Consider the following 20,835-nt stretch of genomic DNA (forward strand, 5'->3'; position numbering starts at 1 on the left):
CTCATCCTCGCATTCGGGAGTTTTCCCGCACAGGGTCTGGACTTCGGCGACACGTTGCCCGTACGTTCGGCGAAACGTTTCCAGCCCTGGCTGGAGCCGCCGGTGCCGTGCTGCCCCACAGCCGGGCTCACCCGTCGCCTTGGACGAGGCCACGGCCAAGCCGCCGCCCGCACCCGACACGCGTCAAACGTCACTCGTCACGCGTCAGTCCCCTCCGGCTGAGCCGAAGCCCGCACGCCTGCAAGGAGCGCCATGTCCAGAACCGTTCGTCCGCGCCGCGGACTCCTGGCCGCACTGGCCGTCCTGTCCGGGCTCGGCCTGGTCGCCGCCTCACCGGCCATGGCCGACACCCCCTACCACGAGAAGTACCGCCCCCAGTTCCACTTCACCCCGGCCCAGAACTGGATGAACGACCCCAACGGCCTCATCTACTACAAGGGCAAGTACCACCTGTTCTTCCAGTACAACCCGTCCGGCAACACCTGGGGCAACATGTCCTGGGGCCACGCGGTCAGCACCGACCTGGTGCACTGGAAGCAGCTCCCGGTGGCCATCCCGCAGGACGACCAGGAGATGATCTTCTCCGGCGCAGTGGTGCTGGACAGGAACAACACCACCGGCTTCGGGACCAAGAAGAACCCGCCGCTCGTCGCCGTGTACACCAGCGCGCAGAAGGCCAGCGGCAAGCAGCAGCAGGCCCTCGCCTACAGCACCGACGGCGGCACCACATGGACGAAGTACTACGACAACCCGGTGCTCGACATCGGCTCGAGCGACTTCCGCGACCCCAAGGTCTTCTGGTACGCCCCCATGCAGCGCTGGCTGATGGCGGTCTCCCTCGCCGACCAGCACAAGATCGCCTTCTACAGCTCGGCCGACCTCAAGCACTGGACCCACCAGAGCGACTTCGGCCCGGCCGGCGCCACCGGCGGGGAGTGGGAGTGCCCGGACCTGTTCCCGCTACCGGTCGATGGCAACCCGAAGAAGACCAAGTGGGTGCTGGCCGTCAACCTCAACCCCGGCGGCATCGCGGGCGGCTCCGGCGCCCAGTACTTCGTCGGCGACTTCGACGGCAAGAAGTTCACCTCCGACGACGCCGGCACCACGTACACCCCGCCGAGCGGCACCGTCATGCAGGACTTCGAGTCCGGCTCGTTCGGTGACTGGAAGGCCACCGGTACCGCGTTCGGCAGCGAGCCGGCGACCGGGGCGGTGGACTGGCAGTCGCAGGTCACCGGCATCGAGGGCAAGGGCTTCGCCAACAGCTTCCACGGCGGCGACGGCTCCACCGGCACACTGACCTCGCCCGAGTTCACGGTGAGCAACAACTACATCAACTTCAAGGTCGGCGGCGGCAACCACCCGTACGACCCCGACGCCGTCCTGGGCGACCAGCCGACGCCCACCGGTGAAACCCTGGCCGACTTCGAGGGCAGCGCCTACACCAGCCCCATCGGCGACTGGACCACCACCGGCGACGCCTTCGGCAGCGGACCGGCCCAGGGCGCCATCGGAGACCAACAGCAGGTCTCCGGCTACCTCGGCAGCGGCCTGGCCAACAGCTTCCATGGCGGCGACGCCTCCACCGGCACCCTCACCTCGCCGGCCTTCACCATCGACAAGAAGTACCTGAACTTCCTCATCGGCGGCGGCTACCACCCCGCGAGCTCCGACGCCCCCACCGCGGTGGAGCTCGTCGTGGACGGCAAGGTGGTGCGCTCCGCCACCGGAGCCAACGGCGAGGCCCTGAACTGGGCGTCGTGGGACCTGTCCGACCTGCAGGGCCAGCAGGCCCAGATCCAGATCGTGGACGACAACACCAGCGGCTGGGGCCACCTCAACCTCGACCAGGTCGTCCTCTCCGACACCCAGATCAAGCCCGCCTCCACCGAGGCCGGCGTCAACCTGCTCGTCGACGGCAAGGTCGTCCAGAGTGCCACCGGCGCCGACTCCGAGAACCTCGACTGGGCCTCCTTCAACACCATGGCCTACAAGGGCAAGAAGGCCCAGATCCAGATCGTGGACGCCAACTCCGGCGGCTGGGGACACGTCCTCGCCGACGATTTCACCGCCGCCGACAAGCCCGCCCTGTCCACCACTCAGCGCGCCCACTGGCTCGACTACGGCGCGGACTTCTACGCCGCCAACACCTGGACCGATGCCCCCGGCGGCCGCCGCGCCATGGTCGCCTGGATGAATAACTGGAACTACGCGCAGGCCATCCCCACCTCCCCGTGGCGCAGCGCCGACACGTTCCCCCGCCAGCTCACCCTGAAGACCGTGAACGGCAAGGTCCAGCTGATCCAGCAGCCGATCCGCGAACTGACCGACCTGCGCGGCGCCGCCACCCGAGTGCCCAGCACGCGCGTCACGAAGACCACCACCCCGCTCGCGGTCCACGGCAGCAGCCTGGAACTCCAGGCCGATCTCACCCCCGGCACCGCCGACCGCTCCGGCCTAGACGTCCGCACCGGCAACGGGCAGCGCACCCGCATCGGCTACGACACCGCCACCGGCGAGGTCTACATTGACCGCGCCGCCTCCGGCGACACCGACTTCGACCCGACCTTCACCGACGTCCAGCTTGCTCCCCTCGACCTGTACGGCGGCCGGCTGAGCCTGCACGTCCTCGTCGACGCCTCCTCCGTCGAGGTCTATGCCCAGAACACGCGCGGCGAACAGGTCACTCTCACCGACCAGATCTTCCCCGACCCCTCCAGCACAGGTGTCAGCGCCTTCGCCGAAGGCGGCACAGCCACCCTCGACCACCTGCAGGCGTGGCAGCTGAAGTCCATCTGGCCGTGACGGGCCTCAGGCCCGTGCGCCGGACAGCCGGAGACGGCTTCCGGCGCACGGATATGGGCGCGGGAGCCGAGGACTACGCGAGATCGGCCTTCCCTGCCCTACTTGATGGACTGAGCGGATGAAGATTCTGTCGCCTCGCGCCCTGGGGGCTCTTGAACGGTTCACCGTGGAGGGAGTCGATTCCGATCCGGCGATCACCGCTCAGGCCCAGAAGCTGACTCCATCTGCGCTCGCCGTCACTTTCACCGTCGCGGATGCGATGGCCGAGTTCCCAGCCGACTCCATGACGGCCCCTACTCGCCCAGCGGACATGACCTTCGACGACATCGTCCGTGAAACCAGAAACGTACTTCCCGGCGCACGGCTGCGACGACATCTGTTCTGGCGCTACACGCTCGTATGGCATCACCGCTGAGCGGATCCGCACCGAATTCAGAACCGGCGGACGGGCAGCTGGACGCGGATGAGGCCGATCAGCGCGACATCGCGGATGCTTTCGCCTGCAGATACGGCCTCAGCTCCTCGGGGATCGGATCATGTGACTCGGCATCCCCCGAGGCTCTTTCAGAGGATCGATCACCTGCACGTAGCCACGTGCCCCCTCCAGCCAGCGTCGGGACGCAGCCGGATCCGCCTCATCCGGAACCCTGCCCAACTCTGCGAGACGACGCTCCAGGGCATCGCAGTATCCCCCAGTGCAGCCGCCTCCCGCCAGCACCCGACCTCTTCGCGAAGTGCCTCGGCAAGTTGGTCCTGGACTGTTTGCGCAGCCTGCGTCGTCACTGCCCGAAGGGCGCGCCGGAGGTACGACGGAGCCGTCAGCACGAGCACCAAACCGTCCTGACCAGCCGCACGACGAAGCCCCGCCGGACCAGACCGGCAGGGCTTCGTCGTGCCGTCAGGTGTCACGCGCGCATCAGAGACCCCGTGGACACCCCCCGGCACAGGATCCCGAAACCGGACATACGTGTCCGCATAGGACTGGATGGACGGCCCTGGACGGCTTCTACGACATGTGCCATGTGGTGCCCAGTGAGGGACCGAGGATCAGGACAGGAGCGTCTTCTGGCCCGTCAAAGCGGTATTGCAGGGTGTTCACTGGTGTCTCACTCACCCGTCCGAGCCTCTCATCTGTCATTTGCAGTCCTACCGCCAGGGCCAGAAGGTCTGGGGGGACGCGGGCATGGACGCCATGTGGTCCGCCTCCACCATCAAGGTCATCGGCTCCGGTATCGATGACCCGGACTTCGCCGACAAGCTCTCTCGGCTGATCGGCGACCCCGACGTCGAGACGACCTCCACCTCGACCTCGGAGTCCGGCAAGTCCACTTCCGTGTCCATGCGACAGGAACGCATCCTGGCCGCCGACGCCATCCGTGCGCTGCCCAAGGGCACCGCGCTCTCGTTCGCCACCGGCATGCGCGCGGCCATGCTCGATCTTCGCCCCTGGTATCTCGAGCCCGGCGCCGCCGAACTGCCCGCCGCCTCCGCCCACGCCTCCAAGGGCATCACCGCCCGCGCCATCGCGAAGGCCACCCCGAAGCAGAGCGACTTCGGCCCTGCCGCCTAAGCACCACCGAGGTCCACGGCTTTACCCAACTCGACGGGAGGCAAGCCCATTCACCCCTGCCCTACCGTGCGGCGTCGCTCATGACCGAGCCGCCCGCCGAATCCCTGCTCTTCGACGTGGCGCCACCGCCCACGCCCGTCGAACGGCTGCTCCACCTGGCCGACCAGTACACCCAGCACAACGACGCGCTCGACCTCCTCCTCGCCGCTACCGACCCTCCCGCACCGGATGCCCACGCCTCCTGCGCGCAGCGTCTGACCACCGACACCCAGTCCGCCATCAAGGCGATCCACGGTGAACGGCTCTATGAGAGCGTCGAGTTGACCGAAACGGTCATGCGGCTGAGGCAGCTCGCCGCGGCGTTTCTGCGCGCAGCTTCAGAGCCGCCGCGCGACTTCTTCGTCCACGACGTGCACACCCGCTGAACGACGACATCCATGGCGCCAATCGTCGGGCGTGACGCCGCACTGCGGCCACAGAGTTACGTGTCGCGCCAGAACCGTGCCAGATACTGCGGGCGACCACGGGGAACACCGGTCATCCACCCAGAGACAGCCTCAGGTCATGACGCTGTGTAGCAGCAGGTCAGCGGGGACTGTCGAGCCCGTCGAACCCAAGCTCCCCAAGGGGAGGACGCAGCGAGTACGAGGTGGGCCCACGCCACATCAGAGCGATGGCGCCAGGTCAGGCGTCGGTAATGGGTGTGAGGGTGTCGAGCCAGACGTCGAAGACGAAGCGTGTGTCGTTGGGGCCGCCCTCCAGCCACCAGGTGCTCACCGTGGCGACGTCGTCGGCGATCTCTTCGATCGTGCACTGGATGCTGGTGGGGCATGGGTAGGGCGAGGTCGGCTGCAGGTCTCCGCCGAAGTAGGCGGTTTTGCCGACGAGTTGGTGAGGGCGGTCGTAGACGTCGGCGAACTCCACGAGGATGATGCCCGGGAACGGATCGTCGGTGAGCCAGCAGACAGCGGTAGCGGGCAGTTCGCAGCCATCACCCTCGCCCAGATTTATCCCCATAGCCGCACGCTACCCAATGGGTGTCGCACGGCACTACTGGTTTGGAAGCTGTTATCTTTCCGGGCTTGAGGACTGCGTTTCCGCTGGTTGGGCGTAGGGCTGGCGATCGCGTGGGAGTGGTGGCCTGTCGTGTCGCCGCTCCTGTGGAGGTCGTGGATGCCGTCGGTCGTGGGGCTGCTGGAACAGCGCGAACTCGCCGCTCGCCGTTGCGTGGACGAGCTGCGGGAGGAGGCCGACCGCATCCAGGCCGAACTGGCCCTGGCCGAGCGGGACTGGAAGGAATGGGCCATCGCCCGCTCGCGGGTCGACGAGGTGCTGACCCCTGCGGACGAGAGCGGCCATGGCCACGACCAGGCAGGCCGGACAGCACCAGCCGCCGACGGGCAGGCCGAAACGGCATCGTCGTCGCCGGGAGCGGCGAAGCCGAAGTCGCAGGTGCCGGTGTGGCGCCAGGGGCTGGCTTGGTCGGTGCTGTCGGTGGACTACCAGCGCATCCTGCAACTGCTCGCGGACCGGGCCCGGCTCGGACAGGACCCGGCGACCTGCCAGGAGATGGCTGCCGCCTTCGGCATGGAGGTGGTGCCGGCGCGGGTGGAGGCGCTGCGGTCGAAGGCGAAGCGGTTGGTGGCCCGCGGCCGGCTGGCCGAGCAGCAGCCGGGCCGGTTCACGCTCGGGCCGGGCGTGGCCTCGCCAGGCGGCGGGTCATGAGCAGGACCATTGACCGGGCGACCATCGCCTCGACGCTGGTGGTGCGGCGCTCGACGTCGCGGACCAGGCGGCGGGTTCGCATCAGATGTGCGAAGAACCGCTCGACGATCCATCGCTTGGGAAGTACCACGAAGCCACGCATGTCGTCGCTGCGTTTGACGATCGTCAGGACCATGGCGAACGCGGCCAGGCAGTGCTCAACGAGGCTGCCGGTGTAGCCGCCGTCGGCCCAGACGAGGGCGAGGCGGTGATGCGCCTCGGCTACCTGCCCGATCAGCGTGTGGGCGGCAGCGCGATCGCCGGTGTCCGCGCTCGTGACCATCACCGCGAGCAGCAGGCCGAGGGTGTCGACCACGACGTGCCGCTTGCGCCCGTTGACCAGCTTGCCGCCGTCGAAGCCGCGGCTGTCCGATCCGACGACGGCATCTGCCTTGATCGACTGCGAGTCGATCACCCCGCCCGTCGGCTCCGTGTCCCGGCCCAGCTTCTCGCGGACCTGTCCGCGCAGCCGGTCATGGAACTCGCGGACCAGGCCATGGTCACGCCAGCGTCGGAAGAACGCATAGACCCGGTCCCACGGCGGGAAATCCCCGGGCATCGCCCGCCACTTGATCCCGTTGTCCACGAGATACCGGATCGCATCGAGCATCGCCCGGTGGCAGTACGCCTCCGGCCGGCCGCCCCGACCGTGCATCCAGTCGGGCACTGGCAGCAGCGGCCGGACCACGGCCCACTCCGCGTCCGTCATGTCCGAGGGATACCGCCGAACACGTTCCGGGTGATCGGCCGCATTCCCGAACCGGTGAGCGGCACAATCACACGTGGATGCGCCCGAGTTGAACTCCAACGGCGCCAGCACGTACATCGGCGGCAACAGGGTCTCCTGGATCTCGGTTGGCTTCGCAACCCCGAGCTACCAAGAGGCCCCTGCCTTCATGGCCCCGAGCAGCTGCGATCACCCGATCGAGGCTCCCGTTCGGCACTCAACCCTCAAGATCGGAACGACAAGAGCTACTGAGACCCGGAGTGTGTAGGTGCGTTGGCGCCTCACCTGTTCTGCGCCCACCAGACGAGGCCGGCGACCACAGCACTACCCATGGCAGCGCTGGCACCGCGCACGATCCCGAACAGAGCAGTGCGTCCAAGACGCTGGAGCGTGAGCTTGTTCCGAGCCCTTTCAACCACGTGAACCCCCTGAGGTACCGAGCGGGCCAACGCCACGCTGTTGGTTTCCATTTGGGGGGAGAGCACGTGCTCAGCCCACAGATCTCGTGACGATCCGGATTCCGGACTCATACACTCGGTTCCGAGTCGGAAGTTCCGACTCGGAGGGTCCTGAGTCGTGAGACGGGGACGGCATATGACGTCACCACCCATGCAGGCGTTCACGGACTTGTGGGATGCCGCGCGTGCTCGCCTGGCCGCCGAGGGAAGCAGTCTGACGCTGGTCCGTGTCCAGCGAGAAACCGGAGTACCTGTTGCTACATTGAGTGACTGGCGCACCGGAAATCACGCCCCTCGTGACGCCGACCGCTTCCTCGATGTCGTACGCCTCCTGACTCGTTGGGCTGAGCTGCCTCCCCCAAATGTTCGCCAGTGGATTCAGCTGGTCGAGAAGAATGGCGAGACCCGAGCAGCCAAGGGTACTTCAGCCGCCACCGCGGACATTCTGTGGCTTCCGTCCATGGTCGGCCTTGGGGATCGAATATCAGAAGGATTTTCTGCGGGTCAAGTAGAGGTAGACGCACTGTGCGTGACCGGTCAAGCACTGGCCTTGGCGGTAGCGCGTCCAATTCAGGACATACACGCAGGCAGGATCAGGCCAGAAAGTATCAACGTCAGAGTCCTAATGCCGAGTCGCGATATCAGCCTTGCTTTTCCGGTGCCAGTCGAAGCTCCCGAATCCGACGATCCGCTGCATACCCGATGGCTGATACAGCGCAATACAAACGCAAACTCACTCAGGACCGCACTGCTCTCACTTCACAGATCGCACGGCATTGACGTGCAGGTCTCCTTCCGAGCCGTCCCCTTCACTCCGATGGCAGAGCTCTACCTGATCAATGGGGCGGAGGCACTCTTCGCCTACTGCATGGTGTCACGTTTTGAGGAAACCATCGATGACACGCCTCACGATGTCTTCGACGCCACTACAGATGCTTCATTGCAAAGACGCTTCAACTCAGGCGAAGCTGCAGCAAACGATACCGTTTTCGTTGAGCAATCCCACCTGTGGTTCAATTCAATCTGGGAAACGGTCTCCGCGGATCTTTCTTTTTACTGAAGACCCAGGTGGAGCGCTTCAGCGCAGGAATTCCGACCTCCGAGGGGCGCCTGCTGGCGACCCAGCCGATCTAGCGAGAGATGGTACGGGCGGGCTACCTCAAGGCCATGATTCCCACCGACCCTGGAGCCCCCTTCAGGTCCGTCCTCGACCTCGTGATCGTGGGAGAGGAGATCTCGCAGGGCGACATGAGCGTGTCCTGCAGTCTGTTCTCCTCCGGCCTGGGCTTCTACTCGGTGCTGATCGGCGATAGCCCGAAACAGCGCCGACGCTTCCTCGCGCCCTTCTTGGCCGACGACGGCACCCCGATGGCCGCCCTGACCTCCAGCGAGGACGGCGGCAGCGCGAACTGCGACGCCCCGGACCCGTCCGCCGGTTTCGCCACCACCACGCGCCGGGATGGCGACGAGTGAGTGGTGAAACCGGCGGACGCAAGGCCTGCACTACCAACCGATACGGCTGGGAGGGCGGGGGCCCAGGAGTTCTTCTCGGTCGCCTGCCGAGCGGGGTACGGACCTTCCAATCGGACTCTTTCGGTGATCGCGGTCCCCGGTGCCTCCCCCGGCCTCTCCTACGGTCCGTCGCTGGACGCGATGGGGCATCGTGCCTGCCCGTCCCCGCGCGTGGTGTTCGACGGGGTCCGCGTGCCGACCGGGAACTTGATCGGGCGTCCGGCGCCCGCGGCTTTACCGTCCTCCCGCGCAGGTGGGCAGTGGAAAGGACGCTCGGCTGGCTCATGCACCACCGCCGCCTGATCCGTGACTACGAGACCCTCCCGGCCCACTCCACCGCCATGATCTGCCTTGCGATGATCGCCCTGCTGGCCCGCCGCCTCACCAGAGAATCCACTCCAACCTGGAGAGGAATCTCGGATCACCGCGCATGAGCTGCACTTGTTCTTCGCGCCGATGTGGGAGGAGGCGGCTGGCTCGCCGAACTCAACGCCACCGGGGGCCGGTTGAGGTCCTCGATGACGCCCGCTGCCGGGGCGCTGTGGCCGGAGCTGGCGTACGCGGATCCAGAGCCGGACACGGACACGGACACGGACCAGGAGTCGTACGGCATCTCGGGCCATCTCAACACCAGCTACAACCGGCTGAACACGCCCGCGCAGGCCTACTCCCACCGGGCACCCGCCTGACCTGCGACTCGGGACTCAGGGACGACATCCTCACCGGCCTTGACCATCCGTTCCGGTTGTGAGGGCTGGGACGTTTCCCGGTTGTGGGAGCGCAGGGGTGGATAGCGTGCCCAGGTCACTGTTCATGTGAGCGTGCACCACGTGCACAGGGGGGAAGTCACACATGCGGAGCATGCGCAGAGCGCTGGGGCGGCTGTCCACGGCGTTACTGGCGGGGGCCCTGCTCGTCCTGGTCGGTACAGGAACCGCCCAGGCCACCACCACGGTCGAGATCCCAGCGGCCACGGACGGCGGTATCTCCGCGACCGTCAAGTTCTACGGCGCCGTGGTACCCCAGCCCTACAACCCGGATCCCACCGCCTACTTCGGCGACCGCAAGTGCCAGCTCATCTACCACGACTACGACCCGACGGCAGGCTGCGGCGGCTTCAAGCTGAGCGTCGTACTGCACAACGTACGCAACCAGCCCGGCTACATCGCGGGCCTGAGCAGCACCGGCGGCTACTTCCAGGCGTACGCCGACACGGCCCGCACGTTCGGCTGTCTGCGCGCGGACGGCACGTTCGACCACAGCACCAGTTTCGTGGTCCGTACCCAGCAACAGCCTCTGTCGGCGACGTACTACGAGCCCGACAGCAACTACATCCTCTACGCGCACCGGAACTACTCCGGCGAGTACGGGCCGCATTTCTACGTCAACTTCGCGCCCGTGCAGGTGGATTGCCCCGACGGTATGACACCCACCCAGTACGGCCTCAAGGTCACGAACGTCAGCGTCACCATCGACGACGCTAACGTCTTCGGTAACACGACCTGGAGTACGCCGGGGCCGTTCTACGCGTAACGACACCCAGGACACATACGCGCACGAGGGCCCCGGCAGCGAGCCCGGGCCCTCGTTCCGTACGCGCCTCAGCTTGTTTCTTTATGGTCTGACCTCGAATGACCCGCCCAGGGGTGTCAGGTGTGGCTTTCACACCTCTGCCGCTTGGCACGATCCGGCCAGGAGAATCGGAGACTGGCTGGGCTATCACCGCTGCGTTGCGATCAGCGAGGGCGGCCGTGCTCGTGGGAGTGCGGTCAGGCCGCGAAGGTGGCAAGCAGTTCGTTGTACTGCTTGGCGGCTGTGTTCAGGTCTTCGTCGGAGAGGCCGAAGGCGGTGCCGTACAGCTTGACCATCGGCTGGATGTCGAACTGGCACAGCCGCAGGGTTGCGTGCCAGTTGCTGAGGAGCGTCTCGATGGTGGTCTTGTTCGCGCCTTCGGGGGTGTAGTGCTCGCCGGGGACGCCGGCGGTGACGGCGACGACGGCCTTCTTGCCGGCCAGCTTGGAGGGAGAGCCGTCCATGGTGAAGGCCCAGCCGAGGGTGAAGACCTTGTCCTGCCACTGCTTGAGCAGAGGGGTGGTGTTGTACCAGAACACCGGGTGCTGGAAGACGACCACGTCGTGGTCGGCCAGCAGTGCCTGCTCGGCGTCGACGTCGATCTGGAAGTCGGGGTAGGTGGCGTAGAGGTCGTGCACGGTGACATGGGCCAGCTCGCGGACGGCGTCCACCAGAGCCTTGTTGGCCCTCGACTGGGACAGGTCGGGGTGGCCTACGACAAGGAGAACCTTGGACATGATGAAGAACCTTTTCAGCGATCAGTGAAATGGGTGAACGGACGCGGGGTTGGTTGGGTGCGACGGGTCAGTACGTCGCGGGTCAGATCACCGGTCGATGGTGGCCATGTTCGCCTCGTTGTGGCGTTCGCCCGCGGCCGGTGTGAGGTTGTTGAGGCGGTCGAGCTGAGCGGCGCTGAGTTCGATGCCGTCGGCGGCGGTGTTCTCTTCGACGCGTGAGACCCGGCGGGTTCCGGGGATGGGGGCGATGTCGTCGCCGCGGGTCAGCAGCCAGGCCAGCGCGGTCTGGGCTGGAGTGGCGCCGATCTCGGCTCCGATGGCCTGTACTTCGTCGACGATGCGCAGGTTGCGCTGGAAGTTCTCGCCGATGAAGCGCGGGTTGGTCTTGCGCCAGTCGTCGTCGGCGAAGTCGTCGACGGTGCGGATCTGCCCGGTCAGCAGGCCGTGTCCGAGCGGCGAGTAGGGCACGAATCCGATGCCGAGCTCGCGCAGCAGCGGGAGGATCTCGGCCTCGACGTCACGGGTCCACAGGGAGTATTCGGTCTGCAGCGCGGCCACCGGATGGACGGCGTTGCCCGGCGGATCGTCTCAGGACCGGCCTCGGAGAGGCCGATGTGGCGCACCTTGCCTTCGGTGACCAGTTCGGCCAGCGCACCGATGGTCTCCTCAATGGGCGTGTTCGGGTCGACGCGGTGCTGGTAGTAGAGGTCGATGTGGTCGGTGCCGAGCCGCTTGAGCGAGCCTTCGACCGCGGTTTTCACGTTGCCGGCGCTGCTGTCGATGACGCCGGGGCCGTCGCCGGCGTGGGAGACGAGGCCGAACTTCGTCGCCACGACGACGTCGTCGCGGCGGCCCTTGATGGCCTTGCCGACGATTTCCTCGCTGTGGAAGGGGCCGTAGATCTCGGCGGTGTCGATGTGGGTGACGCCGAGGTCCATGGCCCGGTGGATGGTGCGGATCGACTCGGCGTCGTCGAGCCCTCCGCCCGTGGTGTACATGCCGGCCATGGTCATGGCTCCCAGGCCGATGCGGGAGACATCGAGGCCGCCCAGTGCTACGTGCTTCATCAGGTACTCCTTGTCGTGACGGCCGTCAGGCCGGTCGGTAGTCGTGAGTAGTGGGGCGCTACCCGTTGGCGGACCGTGCAGGGGTGATCCGTGCGCCGCCGGCGCGGGCGCCGTTGCCCGGGGAGCGGGTCAGAGCCGTAGGCGCACCCGCCGGCCTCGGCCTGGCATGGTGCCTCGGCGTGGGTGTCGTCATGGGTCAGGCCGCCGAGGACATCGATGCCTCGGTCGTCTGTGATGTGCTTCGTCCAGGCGGCCGGGCGGCCGACCATGGGGGATTGGAGCTGGCCGCTGTCAGGGGGTGGTCCGACCCTGGTGTTGCGAGGGCCAGGCTGCGGCGGGTCCGCGTGGCTGAACCGGCTGCGCCGGGTCAGTGCTCGTGGGCCGCCGGCTCCAGAACGAGGACGGGGATCTCACGGTCCGTGTTCTTCTGGTAGTCGGCGTAGTCGGGGAACGCCTCGACGGCTCGGGCCCACCACAGGGCCTTCTCGTCCCCGGTCACTTCGCGGGCCAGCATGTCCTGGCGCACCGGGCCGTCCTGAAGCTCGACTCGGGGGTCGGCCACCGCGTTGTGGTACCAGACCGGGTGCTTGGGGGCTCCTGCCATGGAGGCGACCACGGCGTAGACGCCGTCGTTCTCCACCCGCATGACCGGGGTCTTGCGGATCTTGCCGCTCTTCGCGCCCAGGGTGGTCAGGATGACGACGGGCAGGTCCCGGAGCCTCTCGTCTTCCTCCCGTGCCACCAGGACACTCAGCGTCGTTCCCTGCGTACCGCCGGAACTTTCGTACAGCTCCACCTGGTCCCGTACAAACTGCGCCTTGCTCGGCTCGTACTCGCCTTTGAGGGGCATGCTGACTTTCTCCGTGCTGTCGAAACGCGCACCTGGCGGGCTCCTTCGTCCTGGCCGGGGTGCTGGGGCGTGGTGCTCAGGCGTGGTGGTAGTCGTAGGCCAGGGCGCCGCCCAGTTCGCGGGATGCCTCGGCCTGGGCGAGGAGTTCCTTCGCCTTGGCCTCGGCGGCCTCGATGGCGTCCGCACCGGCGACGAAACGCAGCAGCGGCTCCTCCTGCTGGGCGATGGTGAGCAGGGCGCGGGCGAGCTTGGCAGGGTCGCCGGGCTGCTCGCCGTTCATGCTCTTCATGCCCTCGATCCGGGGTGCGGTGCGCGGGGCGTAGTCGTCGATGGACAGCTCGGGCCAGGTGGTGGAGCCGTCCACGAGGAGTTCGGTGCGGAAGTAGCCGGGCTCCACGATCGTGGTGTGGATGTTGTACGGCTCGACGTCGTAGCGCAGGGACTCCATCCAGCCCTCTTCCGCGAACTTGGAGGCGGCGTAGGCGGAGGTGAACTCCATCCCGACCAGCCCGGCGGTCGAGGTGATGGTGATGACGTGGCCGGCGCGCTGCTTGCGCATGATCGGCAGGATGGCGCGGGTGACGTTCATCGGGCCGAAGAGGTTGGTCTCGAACTGCTTGCGCATCTGCGCGGGCGAGATCTCCTCGAAGTAGCCGGTGAAGACGTTCCCGGCGTTGTTGATCAGGACGTCGATGCGGCCGAAGCGGTCGACAGCTGCCTGCGCGGTGGCCTCGGCGTCCTCCGGGCTGGTGACGTCGAGCCTGGTGACCAGCAGATTGTCCTGCGGCCTGCCGAGGGACTTCTCGACCTCGTCGGGGCGGCGGCCGGTGGCCACGACCTGGTGGCCGGCGGCGAGGGCCTCGCGGGCGATGTCCGTGCCCAGGCCGCGTCCGGCACCGGTGACGAGAATGACCTTGCTCATGGAGGATTTCCTTTCAGGTGCCGTGCTCCGGCACCCGTTGGTTGCGGGGGTGACGCCGGCAGCGCCGCAGAGGGGGCTGAGGCCGGCGGCGCGAGCGCCGTCTGTCTGGACGGTTCACTCCGCCGTGGGCGGTGCACCATCAACAAAACCGGCTGTCACGCGGGGGTGGGAGTCCCTGATGAGGGGGTCACTGACAGGGACCCCCAAGCGGGCGGATGCGCTCGTAGAGTGAAGCGCATGGCAGGCAGAAAAGACTCCAACGGCGCAAACCGTGACATCCGTGATGATTTCCGTGCGGAGATCCGGGAATTCCTCGGCACGCGACGGGCCAGGGTCACCCCCGAGCAGGCCGGACTGCCCCTTTACGGCGGAGAGCGCCGACGCGTCACGGGGCTGCGCCGCGAGGAGGTCGCCCTCCTCGCGGGCATCTCCAGCGAGTACTACACCCGGCTGGAGCGCGGCAACGCCACCGGAGTCTCCGAGAGCGTCATCGAAGGCATCGCGCAAGCACTGCAGCTCGACGAGGCCGAACGCCGCCACCTGCTCGACCTCCTGCGCGGCGCCGGCACGACCCGCCCGCCACGCCGCCGCCCGGCCCAGCAGCGTGTACGGCCCACGGTGCAGCGCGTCCTCGACTCAATGGCCGGCACACCCGCGTTCATCCTCAGCGGACGTGGGGACATCCTGGCCGCCAACCACCTCGGGCGCGCCCTGTTCTCCCCCGTCTACGCCGACCCGGTACGACCACCGAACAACGCCCGGTTCGTCTTTCTCAGCCCGCACGCGACCGAGTTCTTCCGCCACTGGGACGAAGTCGCAGGCGACACGGTCGCCATGCTGCGCGCCGAGGCCGGCCGCGACCTCTACGACCGGCGGCTGACGGACCTGATCGGGGAGCTGTCCACCCGCAGCGCGGAATTCCGACGCCGCTGGGCGGCCCACAACGTCCGGATGCACACCACCGGTGTCAAGCTCCTCCACCACCCGGTCGTCGGCGACCTCGACCTGCCCTTCGAAACCTTCCCGCTCCCCGACGGCCCCAGCCAGTTCCTCCTCACCTACACCGCCGAGCCCCACTCCCCCTCGCAGGACGCCCTGAACCTGCTGGCCAGCTGGGCCGCGACCAACGACGGCATCGAGCAGTCCGCGCCGGCCAACGACTCCCAGTCCGCCGACTCGAGCGACATACCGGACTGAACGACAGGCCACGCGCGGCGACATGCCCGCCCGCGAACACGACAAGGACGATGCCGAGCTCTCACCCTGACCTGCGACGGCACCTGCGAAGAAGACGTCCAGACCGCCGTCTGGCTGTGGAGGTCCGAACGGGAGCCGTTTCGCGGTGTGTTGGGGAGTCGCTGAGCTGGTCTCGGCGTGATCAATCGCGATGGCTCTTGATGTCACTCGGCCTTGCCGGATCGGTCGGGACTCGTTGAGGCGGGCATGGAGCTTGCTGAGTTGTCTGGCGCGTACTGGCTGGAGGGCTCGGAGGACGAGTCGCCCCGATCTGCTTGCGCGGGCGACATGACGAAGTGCCCACGCAGCGTGCGGTTGGATGGGAATCCGTCGGCCGTGCGGCCTCCTGGCGTAGAGGAAATGCGCGAGGCTGAATCCGGTCGAGCGGGCTTTTAGGAGGAGGCTGGAGGGTAGTACCAGCCGCGTCGAACTCGCCTCCGCGGCTGGTCCCGCCCGAACCGTGGCGCTGATGCCTCGGGAATGTGTCTGCGCCACGGGAACGAGGGCCGACAGGTCCAACGCCGCCGACGCAACCGAGATCCTGCCAACCCCTCAGTTGCGCGGTGCGGGTATGGGAGGCGCGAAGTCACCGGGAATCACGCGGGACCGGAGCTCCCCTTCCGTCGGTCCGCGCGCAAGGTGCCTCACACCCCAGCGAAACGGCCACCACAACAACAGCGCATCTGCACTTCACCACCAGAGGTAGAAGTCCCTGGCCGCGGACACCATCGCACCCGTGCCGCCCGACAGCATCGCCGATCAAGCATCCAAAGGCACCCCCGAACGACTCGCGACCCAACTCGCCCATATGGGTCCTGCAAGACTTTCGCAGGTGTTGATCCAGTCGGTGTTGCCGGGGACTGGCGCCCATCGTTCGGGCAGGCCGGGCGCGTGTGACATCGAACTGGCCTCACTGCTACCGCAGTTGGCGCACGTGCAGGTTGAGCGATGTGAGCCGGGGAGGACCGGATCCGGATCACGGCCCCCCAACGACGGGATCCCTTACGCCTGACCGGCATTCTTCGTGGCAGCACTCGCCCTGAGTGCGGCACGTCCCCGACGAGGCGATCGGCGGCACACCGGTCGTGATCGGCCTCTTGCCATGCTGTCCGCAGCTCGCCGAGCGCGGTGAGATGGGATGGGCACTCACCACGAACCGCTCCAGCAGGACATCGGCCCGCCGGTGCTTCCTGCTGCGCACTTCCTCCATAATCGCCTCAACGGCCCGGCCCTGGACCTCGTCAAAGGGCATGTCCCCTGCGGCATCGGCCGCTGTCAGACCGCCTTCCTCGCACTGCCCAGCGCCCTCATGCACGGCCCATCGGAGTACTGCTCGACGACGGCCGGCGACAACAGACCCCGCGCATGCAGATGACGACAGCCACGTCACAGGGGTTGCAATCACGATTCGCGGCAGCGCAATGGCTCCCGCAGAAACTGACACAGCCACTCATCACCGGCGCTGGGAGCCGCGCTTACCGCGAGCGGGTCAGGGCGACTCGAACCCTTCGATACGCCCGCGTCATCGAGTGGCCTCGCATCCCGCCGGAGTGCTCGCGAAGGAGAACCGTGGGATCGGAGCGCCGGGTAAGTTGCCGTAGCTTGGCGCGGCTGCTGTGCTCGACGAGGATCGGCACGTAGGTGGGGATGCGAGCGTTGCTGAGCGGCTGGTAGCAGTCCTGTACCACGTCCCGCACGATCGCAGCCGTCAGCAGGTTGGCGTAGGAGGCCGTCAGCCGGTCCGTCAGCTCATGAATGGAGTCAGGTACCCCGGCTTCGGCCGTGTTCGCGCCCATGGGGCGCTCCTCACTGTCGCAGACGGCCGGCCGCGGCATCCGATCAGAATCCGGGTGCTCGGTGGCGGCCTGTCCATTTCCCATACTGGCACGGATCGCGTCCGTGAAACCGCCCACCGGATCTGTTCACGAGCTCGACATGTATCGAGATGGGTCGACCCGCGGGCTGGCAGCCCAGGATGTTCCCGGTAGCGGCAGTCCCGGTAGCCCCGTTCACCGCATCACCAGGTGCTGGCATTCGTGGCAGCCGCCCTCTTCGTCATCGCGTTTATCATCCGTGTCACCGAGACGTCGACCGAGGTGATCTTCAGCCCGACGAGCCTCATGCTTGCCGGGCTTGCTTTCCTCGCAGTGCACTCGGCCGGCGCGGGGTCCGGCTGGTCCGCCCGGCGAAGCTCCACCCGCAGAAGCGGAAGCCGGCGCTGAGCAAAGCGATGCCTTCTCTCCTCTCGCCGACGGATCCGAGCGCCCAGCCGCCGCGGATTACCCATCAGCGGGCCGAGTTACGCCCGGATCAGGCGATCACCACCTGGAGCCGGTGGCTGCCCCTTTGCCGCGGAGGAGCGATGTCACTCCGGGGCAGGACTGGCGGCTGGTGGGGTCGGTTGGGTGAGGATTGCGGTGACGGCCTGGTCGAGGGTGGCGGGTGGGTGGCCGAGGACGTGCTGGAGATCGTCGGTCTGTCGCTCCAGTGCGCCGGCACGGACCTGGTCTTCAAGCCAGCCCTGGGCACCGGGCGCGCGGCCGCGCCTTTCTCGGTGGACGACGGGTCTGCCGGAGATACGGCTGAGTGTGTGGGCGAGTTGGCTGTAGGTCCACAGGTTGCCGGTGAAGTCGTAGGCGCGGCCGAGGTGGCAGTCCTCGGTGAGGACGCGGGCGGCGGCCTCGGCAAGTTCGCTGCGGAAAACGGTATTGATGCCACGCCCGCCGGTACCGCTGGCCAGTTCACCCGAGGTGACGGCGGCGCGCAGGCCCGCGTTGAGGAATGCCTCGCTGTAGTAGGGGTGGCGCAACAGCGTGTGGGGCAGCCCGCTTGCGAACAGGGTGCGCTCGGTGGCGTGATGAGCTGCGGTGACACCCTGGGCCTGAGTGTCGGCACCCAGGAAACTGGTGTAGATGATCGCCCCGACTCCGGCGGTGCGCGCCGCGTCGATGGCTGCCTGGTGCTGGCCGGCGCGGCGGGAGGGTTCCAGCTCCGGAGAGGAGATCAGCAGCAGCCGGTCGGCTCCCTTGAACGCGGTGCGCAGCGTTGCCGGGTCATCGTAGTCACCGAGGCGGACACGGACCCCGCGAGCGGCGAGATCCGCGGCCCCTTGGGGATTGCGCACCGCGGCAACGACGCGATCAGCGGGGCACTGGGCCAGCAACTGGTCGATGACCAGTCGGCCGAAGGCCCCCGAAGCGGCCGACACAACAATCATCCACAACTCCCTCACCGTGGTGTAGCCGTCGCGGACGCGGCGGTTCGTGACCGCTCGGTCCGGACGTCCGGCTCACCATCGATGAACAGCGAACCGCGCGTCAAAGCCTTTTCCTAGCCCCAGGATCCTGAGCCTCGACAGCAACCAACCATCTGCTCGTGCTGTGACCGCATCAGGTTCGCCGGGTGTGTTCAGGCCGCTGGGGTGAGGGGGCGTTCGCCCCAGCGGATGCCTTTCTCGCTGCGGATGCGGACACGCTCTCGGCGTTGTGCGGCGAGGACGTCGGGGGCGGGCGTTGGCGCTGCGCCAGCGCAGGTAGCGGTGCAGCGCCCGGGTCTGTGCGGGGTGGCTGCGGTGGTGGGAGTTGGCCAGGGTGAACTGCCGCAGCGGGCCGAAGTGGGCCTCGATCGGGTTGGCCCAGGAGGCGTAGGGCGGGGTGAAGCACAGTTCGACCTTGTTCTTCTTCGCCCAGCGGCGAATGTCCGCACCTTACGGGTGGCCTCGCGCCGCGACAGGTGCTGTTCGTCGTCGAGTGGGACTCCGAAGAAGCGTTCAACAGCTTCCGCGACGACGCGGAATTGGCGGATCTGCATCCGCTGCGGGAGGACGGGACCGCGGCCTGCATCTGGCAGACGTTCGACGGCGTCGAGATGAGTGACCCCGCCAGCGTTTCGCTCGACCATGTGCTGGCGGTCCTCAAGCCCTGATTACCGCATCACTACAGAGCCTGATCCACATATGAGCCAGCCGACGAGCCGCCGGCCGGCTAAGGGTGCCTCCGGCAAGTGCCGCCTTCCTTGAGCACCGCACACCGCCGAACTCGAACGACTCAGCGGCGCAGATGGACGGACTTGAACTCGACGTACGCCGACAGCCCCCCATGGCCCAGCTCGCGCCCCAGTCCGCCGGCCTTGACGCCGCCGAAGGGCGCGCCGAGATCGATGCTGGAGAAGCTCACGCCGACCGTGCCGGTGCGCATCCTGCGGGCGCCCTCCAGGGGCCCCCTAAGCGTAACCGCTGCCGGTGAGGTAGGTTATAGGTCGACCACTAATGCAGGAGTGAAGATGACCGTCACGGAAGACCACGCCAACCGCCGCGCCTCTGCTCAGCACGCCCTGGCCGAGCACCTGCGCCTCACCGCCGCAGGACGCGTCGACGAATGGGTGGAGCTGTTCGCCCCGGACGCAGTGCTTGAGTTCCCCTACGCGCCGGCCGGCGTACCCCAGCGGGTGACGGGGCGGGACGCGCTGGTCGCGCACATGAGCAACTTTCCCGAGACCTTCGACGTGGAGTTCGTCGACCTGGTCTTCCACGACACAGTCGATCCCGGCCTGGTGATCGCCGAATTCCGTTCGAAGGGCACGGCGCTGCCGACCGGCAAGCCGTACGAGCAGACATGCATCTCCGTCGTGCGGACCGACGACGACGGGCTCATCACCCATTACCTGGACTACTGGAACCCGCTGGTGGCGATCGAGGCGCTCACGCCTTCCGACGTGCGCCCGGACTCTGAGCGCAGCGTGACTTTTGGAGGCTGAGAGGAGCCGTGTTTGACTGACGACCATGCCTGCCGCCGGTACCAGCACGAAGAGCGATGAACGCCGTCGGGCCATCATGGCCGCCGCGGTCGACTGCTTCGCGCAAAAAGGTTTCTACGGTACGACGACGCACGAGATCGCAGAGTGGGTCGGTATCTCTCAGCCGTATCTCTACCGCCTGTACCCGAACAAGGAAGCACTGTTCGCGGCGGCGGTGGACCACGTGTCCGTCGTCATGACCGAGACGCTGGTCGCGCATGCGCCGGCGTCGGGTGGGGCGGGGCCGGCTCCCGAGACAGCGTTGGATGCCGCACGCGGCGCCTACGCCGCACTCGTCGCGGACCGGAACATCCTGCGTTTCCTCATGCACGCGAACTGTGCCGTCGGCGAGCCGCTGGTGGCGCAGGCTGTGCGCCGGTGCTACGCCAAGCAGGTCGACACTGTCCGGCAACTGCTGGGCGACGACGACGCCGTGCGGCGCTGGTTCGGCGCCGGAATGCTCGACAACGTGGTCGCCGTGCTGGGCCTGGCCGACATCGACGAGCCGTGGGCACACGTCCTCACCGCTCGATAAACCGCCACCGGAAGTTCGGCGACGAGGGCCCTGAGTCTCGAACCAGTCCGGTGACGGATCGCAGGAGCGGTACCGCGGCAAGCACAGCAGAACCCCAGAACGGCCCCGAACGACATGTCAGACGGTCTTCGCTGTGGACACCGGCCGACGACCGGCGCGAGTAGCTCACGATCCTCACACCAGGCCCGTCACCAGCAATATGACGATGCACACCGCTCATTGCTCGTCGGTGAGTTGTCTACGCGTCACACCCAGCGTCCTACCAGGGTCCGCTCCCACACGGGAC

At 67.2% G+C, this 20,835-nt stretch carries 19 protein-coding genes and 5 pseudogenes; 14 read left to right on the forward strand and 10 right to left on the reverse strand.

Annotation, left to right across the window (positions count from 1 at the left end; genetic code table 11):
* Positions 1 to 252: 252 nt before the first annotated feature.
* The 4 genes and pseudogenes from CRP56_RS45515 to CRP56_RS45540 all read left to right on the forward strand — a co-directional run bounded on the left by CRP56_RS45515 (position 253) and on the right by CRP56_RS45540 (position 4,800).
* A complete protein-coding gene (locus tag CRP56_RS45515; RefSeq protein WP_097275993.1) occupies positions 253 to 2,805 on the forward strand; it encodes a glycoside hydrolase family 32 protein in 2,553 nt (850 codons plus the stop codon).
* A 166-nt stretch (positions 2,806 to 2,971) separates the two neighbouring features.
* Positions 2,972 to 3,220 (forward strand): annotated as a pseudogene (locus CRP56_RS45520) (hypothetical protein); the annotation flags it as partial.
* A 723-nt stretch (positions 3,221 to 3,943) separates the two neighbouring features.
* A pseudogene (locus tag CRP56_RS45535) lies at positions 3,944 to 4,375 on the forward strand (TraM recognition domain-containing protein); the annotation flags it as partial.
* A gap of 80 nt (positions 4,376 to 4,455) precedes the next feature.
* The gene (locus tag CRP56_RS45540) at positions 4,456 to 4,800 is read left to right on the forward strand and encodes a hypothetical protein (RefSeq protein WP_179851417.1); all 345 of its coding nucleotides are present in this window, start codon (positions 4,456 to 4,458) and stop codon (positions 4,798 to 4,800) included.
* Between the two features lie 259 nt (positions 4,801 to 5,059).
* Here CRP56_RS45540 and CRP56_RS45545 read toward each other — a convergent pair whose 3' ends face one another.
* Positions 5,060 to 5,392: a hypothetical protein gene (locus tag CRP56_RS45545; RefSeq protein WP_097275999.1), complete on the reverse strand. Its 333-nt coding sequence runs from the start codon at positions 5,390 to 5,392 to the stop codon at positions 5,060 to 5,062.
* Between the two features lie 156 nt (positions 5,393 to 5,548).
* Between CRP56_RS45545 and CRP56_RS45550 the strand changes: the two genes are divergently transcribed.
* Positions 5,549 to 6,100 carry a hypothetical protein gene (locus tag CRP56_RS45550; RefSeq protein ID WP_097276001.1) on the forward strand — a complete coding sequence of 184 codons (552 nt, stop codon included), beginning with the start codon at positions 5,549 to 5,551 and terminating at the stop codon, positions 6,098 to 6,100.
* On the opposite strand, the gene CRP56_RS45555 is transcribed toward CRP56_RS45550, so the two are convergent.
* A complete protein-coding gene (locus tag CRP56_RS45555) occupies positions 6,057 to 6,965 on the reverse strand; it encodes an IS5 family transposase (RefSeq protein ID WP_097276003.1) in 909 nt (302 codons plus the stop codon). The two genes, CRP56_RS45550 and CRP56_RS45555, sit on opposite strands and share 44 nt — an antisense overlap.
* 510 nt (positions 6,966 to 7,475) lie before the next feature.
* Between CRP56_RS45555 and CRP56_RS47380 the strand changes: the two genes are divergently transcribed.
* The 5 genes and pseudogenes from CRP56_RS47380 to CRP56_RS45575 all read left to right on the forward strand — a co-directional run bounded on the left by CRP56_RS47380 (position 7,476) and on the right by CRP56_RS45575 (position 10,369).
* Positions 7,476 to 8,384 (forward strand): GntR family transcriptional regulator, encoded by a 909-nt coding sequence (locus CRP56_RS47380; protein ID WP_143665032.1) that lies wholly within the window; start codon positions 7,476 to 7,478, stop codon positions 8,382 to 8,384.
* An 80-nt stretch (positions 8,385 to 8,464) separates the two neighbouring features.
* Positions 8,465 to 8,797, forward strand: coding sequence for an acyl-CoA dehydrogenase family protein (locus CRP56_RS45560; protein WP_097276005.1), 333 nt, complete (start codon positions 8,465 to 8,467; stop codon positions 8,795 to 8,797).
* Between the two features lie 260 nt (positions 8,798 to 9,057).
* A pseudogene (locus CRP56_RS49450) lies at positions 9,058 to 9,270 on the forward strand (transposase); the annotation flags it as partial.
* A gap of 84 nt (positions 9,271 to 9,354) precedes the next feature.
* Entirely contained in the window at positions 9,355 to 9,525 is a 171-nt protein-coding gene (locus CRP56_RS47955; RefSeq protein WP_179851419.1) for a hypothetical protein, read from the forward strand.
* Between the two features lie 172 nt (positions 9,526 to 9,697).
* Positions 9,698 to 10,369, forward strand: coding sequence for a hypothetical protein (locus CRP56_RS45575; protein WP_143665033.1), 672 nt, complete (start codon positions 9,698 to 9,700; stop codon positions 10,367 to 10,369).
* Positions 10,370 to 10,605: 236 nt separating this feature from the next.
* Here CRP56_RS45575 and CRP56_RS45580 read toward each other — a convergent pair whose 3' ends face one another.
* The 4 genes and pseudogenes from CRP56_RS45580 to CRP56_RS45595 form a co-directional block, all read right to left on the reverse strand.
* Positions 10,606 to 11,145: an NAD(P)H-dependent oxidoreductase gene (locus CRP56_RS45580; RefSeq protein ID WP_097276012.1), complete on the reverse strand. Its 540-nt coding sequence runs from the start codon at positions 11,143 to 11,145 to the stop codon at positions 10,606 to 10,608.
* 87 nt (positions 11,146 to 11,232) lie between these two features.
* Positions 11,233 to 12,212, reverse strand: a pseudogene (locus tag CRP56_RS45585) (aldo/keto reductase).
* A 367-nt stretch (positions 12,213 to 12,579) separates the two neighbouring features.
* Positions 12,580 to 13,062, reverse strand: coding sequence for a nitroreductase family deazaflavin-dependent oxidoreductase (locus CRP56_RS45590; RefSeq protein ID WP_097276014.1), 483 nt, complete (start codon positions 13,060 to 13,062; stop codon positions 12,580 to 12,582).
* 76 nt (positions 13,063 to 13,138) lie between these two features.
* Positions 13,139 to 13,984, reverse strand: coding sequence for an SDR family oxidoreductase (locus CRP56_RS45595; protein WP_097276016.1), 846 nt, complete (start codon positions 13,982 to 13,984; stop codon positions 13,139 to 13,141).
* 237 nt (positions 13,985 to 14,221) lie between these two features.
* Here CRP56_RS45595 and CRP56_RS45600 point away from each other — a divergent pair, with 237 nt between their 5' ends.
* The gene (locus tag CRP56_RS45600) at positions 14,222 to 15,181 is read left to right on the forward strand and encodes a helix-turn-helix transcriptional regulator (RefSeq protein WP_097276019.1); all 960 of its coding nucleotides are present in this window, start codon (positions 14,222 to 14,224) and stop codon (positions 15,179 to 15,181) included.
* A gap of 1,514 nt (positions 15,182 to 16,695) precedes the next feature.
* Here the strand turns inward: CRP56_RS45600 and CRP56_RS45610 are convergent.
* From CRP56_RS45610 to CRP56_RS48970, 3 genes and pseudogenes are all read right to left on the reverse strand, one after another.
* A complete protein-coding gene (locus tag CRP56_RS45610; RefSeq protein WP_097276024.1) occupies positions 16,696 to 17,016 on the reverse strand; it encodes a three-helix bundle dimerization domain-containing protein in 321 nt (106 codons plus the stop codon).
* 569 nt (positions 17,017 to 17,585) lie between these two features.
* Positions 17,586 to 18,437, reverse strand: coding sequence for an NAD(P)H-binding protein (locus CRP56_RS45620; protein WP_179851420.1), 852 nt, complete (start codon positions 18,435 to 18,437; stop codon positions 17,586 to 17,588).
* 191 nt (positions 18,438 to 18,628) lie between these two features.
* Positions 18,629 to 18,917, reverse strand: a pseudogene (locus tag CRP56_RS48970) (IS630 family transposase); the annotation flags it as partial.
* A 35-nt stretch (positions 18,918 to 18,952) separates the two neighbouring features.
* Here CRP56_RS48970 and CRP56_RS45630 point away from each other — a divergent pair.
* Positions 18,953 to 19,144 (forward strand): hypothetical protein, encoded by a 192-nt coding sequence (locus CRP56_RS45630; protein ID WP_218878147.1) that lies wholly within the window; start codon positions 18,953 to 18,955, stop codon positions 19,142 to 19,144.
* A 122-nt stretch (positions 19,145 to 19,266) separates the two neighbouring features.
* Here CRP56_RS45630 and CRP56_RS47070 read toward each other — a convergent pair whose 3' ends face one another.
* On the reverse strand, positions 19,267 to 19,416 hold the full coding sequence (locus CRP56_RS47070; RefSeq protein ID WP_107484068.1) for an aldehyde dehydrogenase family protein: 150 nt from the start codon (positions 19,414 to 19,416) through the stop codon (positions 19,267 to 19,269).
* Between the two features lie 85 nt (positions 19,417 to 19,501).
* Here CRP56_RS47070 and CRP56_RS45635 point away from each other — a divergent pair, with 85 nt between their 5' ends.
* Both CRP56_RS45635 and CRP56_RS45640 read left to right on the forward strand, forming a co-directional pair.
* Positions 19,502 to 19,975, forward strand: a complete 474-nt coding sequence (locus tag CRP56_RS45635) for a nuclear transport factor 2 family protein (protein WP_097276032.1) — start codon at positions 19,502 to 19,504, stop codon at positions 19,973 to 19,975.
* A 25-nt stretch (positions 19,976 to 20,000) separates the two neighbouring features.
* Positions 20,001 to 20,549, forward strand: coding sequence for a TetR/AcrR family transcriptional regulator (locus CRP56_RS45640; RefSeq protein WP_097276034.1), 549 nt, complete (start codon positions 20,001 to 20,003; stop codon positions 20,547 to 20,549).
* Positions 20,550 to 20,835 lie beyond the last annotated feature (286 nt).

This window comes from Streptomyces sp. TLI_55, from assembly GCF_900206255.1.
Classification (GTDB): domain Bacteria; phylum Actinomycetota; class Actinomycetes; order Streptomycetales; family Streptomycetaceae; genus Streptomyces; species Streptomyces aquilus.

Coding starts and splice junctions, on each gene's coding strand:
- CRP56_RS45515 (WP_097275993.1), top strand. CDS start 253: ATGTCCAGAACCGTTCGTCCGCGCCGCGGACTCCTGGCCGCACTGGCC.
- CRP56_RS45540 (WP_179851417.1), top strand. CDS start 4,456: ATGACCGAGCCGCCCGCCGAATCCCTGCTCTTCGACGTGGCGCCACCG.
- CRP56_RS45545 (WP_097275999.1), bottom strand. CDS start 5,392: ATGGGGATAAATCTGGGCGAGGGTGATGGCTGCGAACTGCCCGCTACC.
- CRP56_RS45550 (WP_097276001.1), top strand. CDS start 5,549: ATGCCGTCGGTCGTGGGGCTGCTGGAACAGCGCGAACTCGCCGCTCGC.
- CRP56_RS45555 (WP_097276003.1), bottom strand. CDS start 6,965: ATGTACGTGCTGGCGCCGTTGGAGTTCAACTCGGGCGCATCCACGTGT.
- CRP56_RS47380 (WP_143665032.1), top strand. CDS start 7,476: ATGCAGGCGTTCACGGACTTGTGGGATGCCGCGCGTGCTCGCCTGGCC.
- CRP56_RS45560 (WP_097276005.1), top strand. CDS start 8,465: ATGGTACGGGCGGGCTACCTCAAGGCCATGATTCCCACCGACCCTGGA.
- CRP56_RS47955 (WP_179851419.1), top strand. CDS start 9,355: ATGACGCCCGCTGCCGGGGCGCTGTGGCCGGAGCTGGCGTACGCGGAT.
- CRP56_RS45575 (WP_143665033.1), top strand. CDS start 9,698: ATGCGCAGAGCGCTGGGGCGGCTGTCCACGGCGTTACTGGCGGGGGCC.
- CRP56_RS45580 (WP_097276012.1), bottom strand. CDS start 11,145: ATGTCCAAGGTTCTCCTTGTCGTAGGCCACCCCGACCTGTCCCAGTCG.
- CRP56_RS45590 (WP_097276014.1), bottom strand. CDS start 13,062: ATGCCCCTCAAAGGCGAGTACGAGCCGAGCAAGGCGCAGTTTGTACGG.
- CRP56_RS45595 (WP_097276016.1), bottom strand. CDS start 13,984: ATGAGCAAGGTCATTCTCGTCACCGGTGCCGGACGCGGCCTGGGCACG.
- CRP56_RS45600 (WP_097276019.1), top strand. CDS start 14,222: ATGGCAGGCAGAAAAGACTCCAACGGCGCAAACCGTGACATCCGTGAT.
- CRP56_RS45610 (WP_097276024.1), bottom strand. CDS start 17,016: ATGGGCGCGAACACGGCCGAAGCCGGGGTACCTGACTCCATTCATGAG.
- CRP56_RS45620 (WP_179851420.1), bottom strand. CDS start 18,437: ATGATTGTTGTGTCGGCCGCTTCGGGGGCCTTCGGCCGACTGGTCATC.
- CRP56_RS47070 (WP_107484068.1), bottom strand. CDS start 19,416: ATGCGCACCGGCACGGTCGGCGTGAGCTTCTCCAGCATCGATCTCGGC.
- CRP56_RS45635 (WP_097276032.1), top strand. CDS start 19,502: ATGACCGTCACGGAAGACCACGCCAACCGCCGCGCCTCTGCTCAGCAC.
- CRP56_RS45640 (WP_097276034.1), top strand. CDS start 20,001: ATGCCTGCCGCCGGTACCAGCACGAAGAGCGATGAACGCCGTCGGGCC.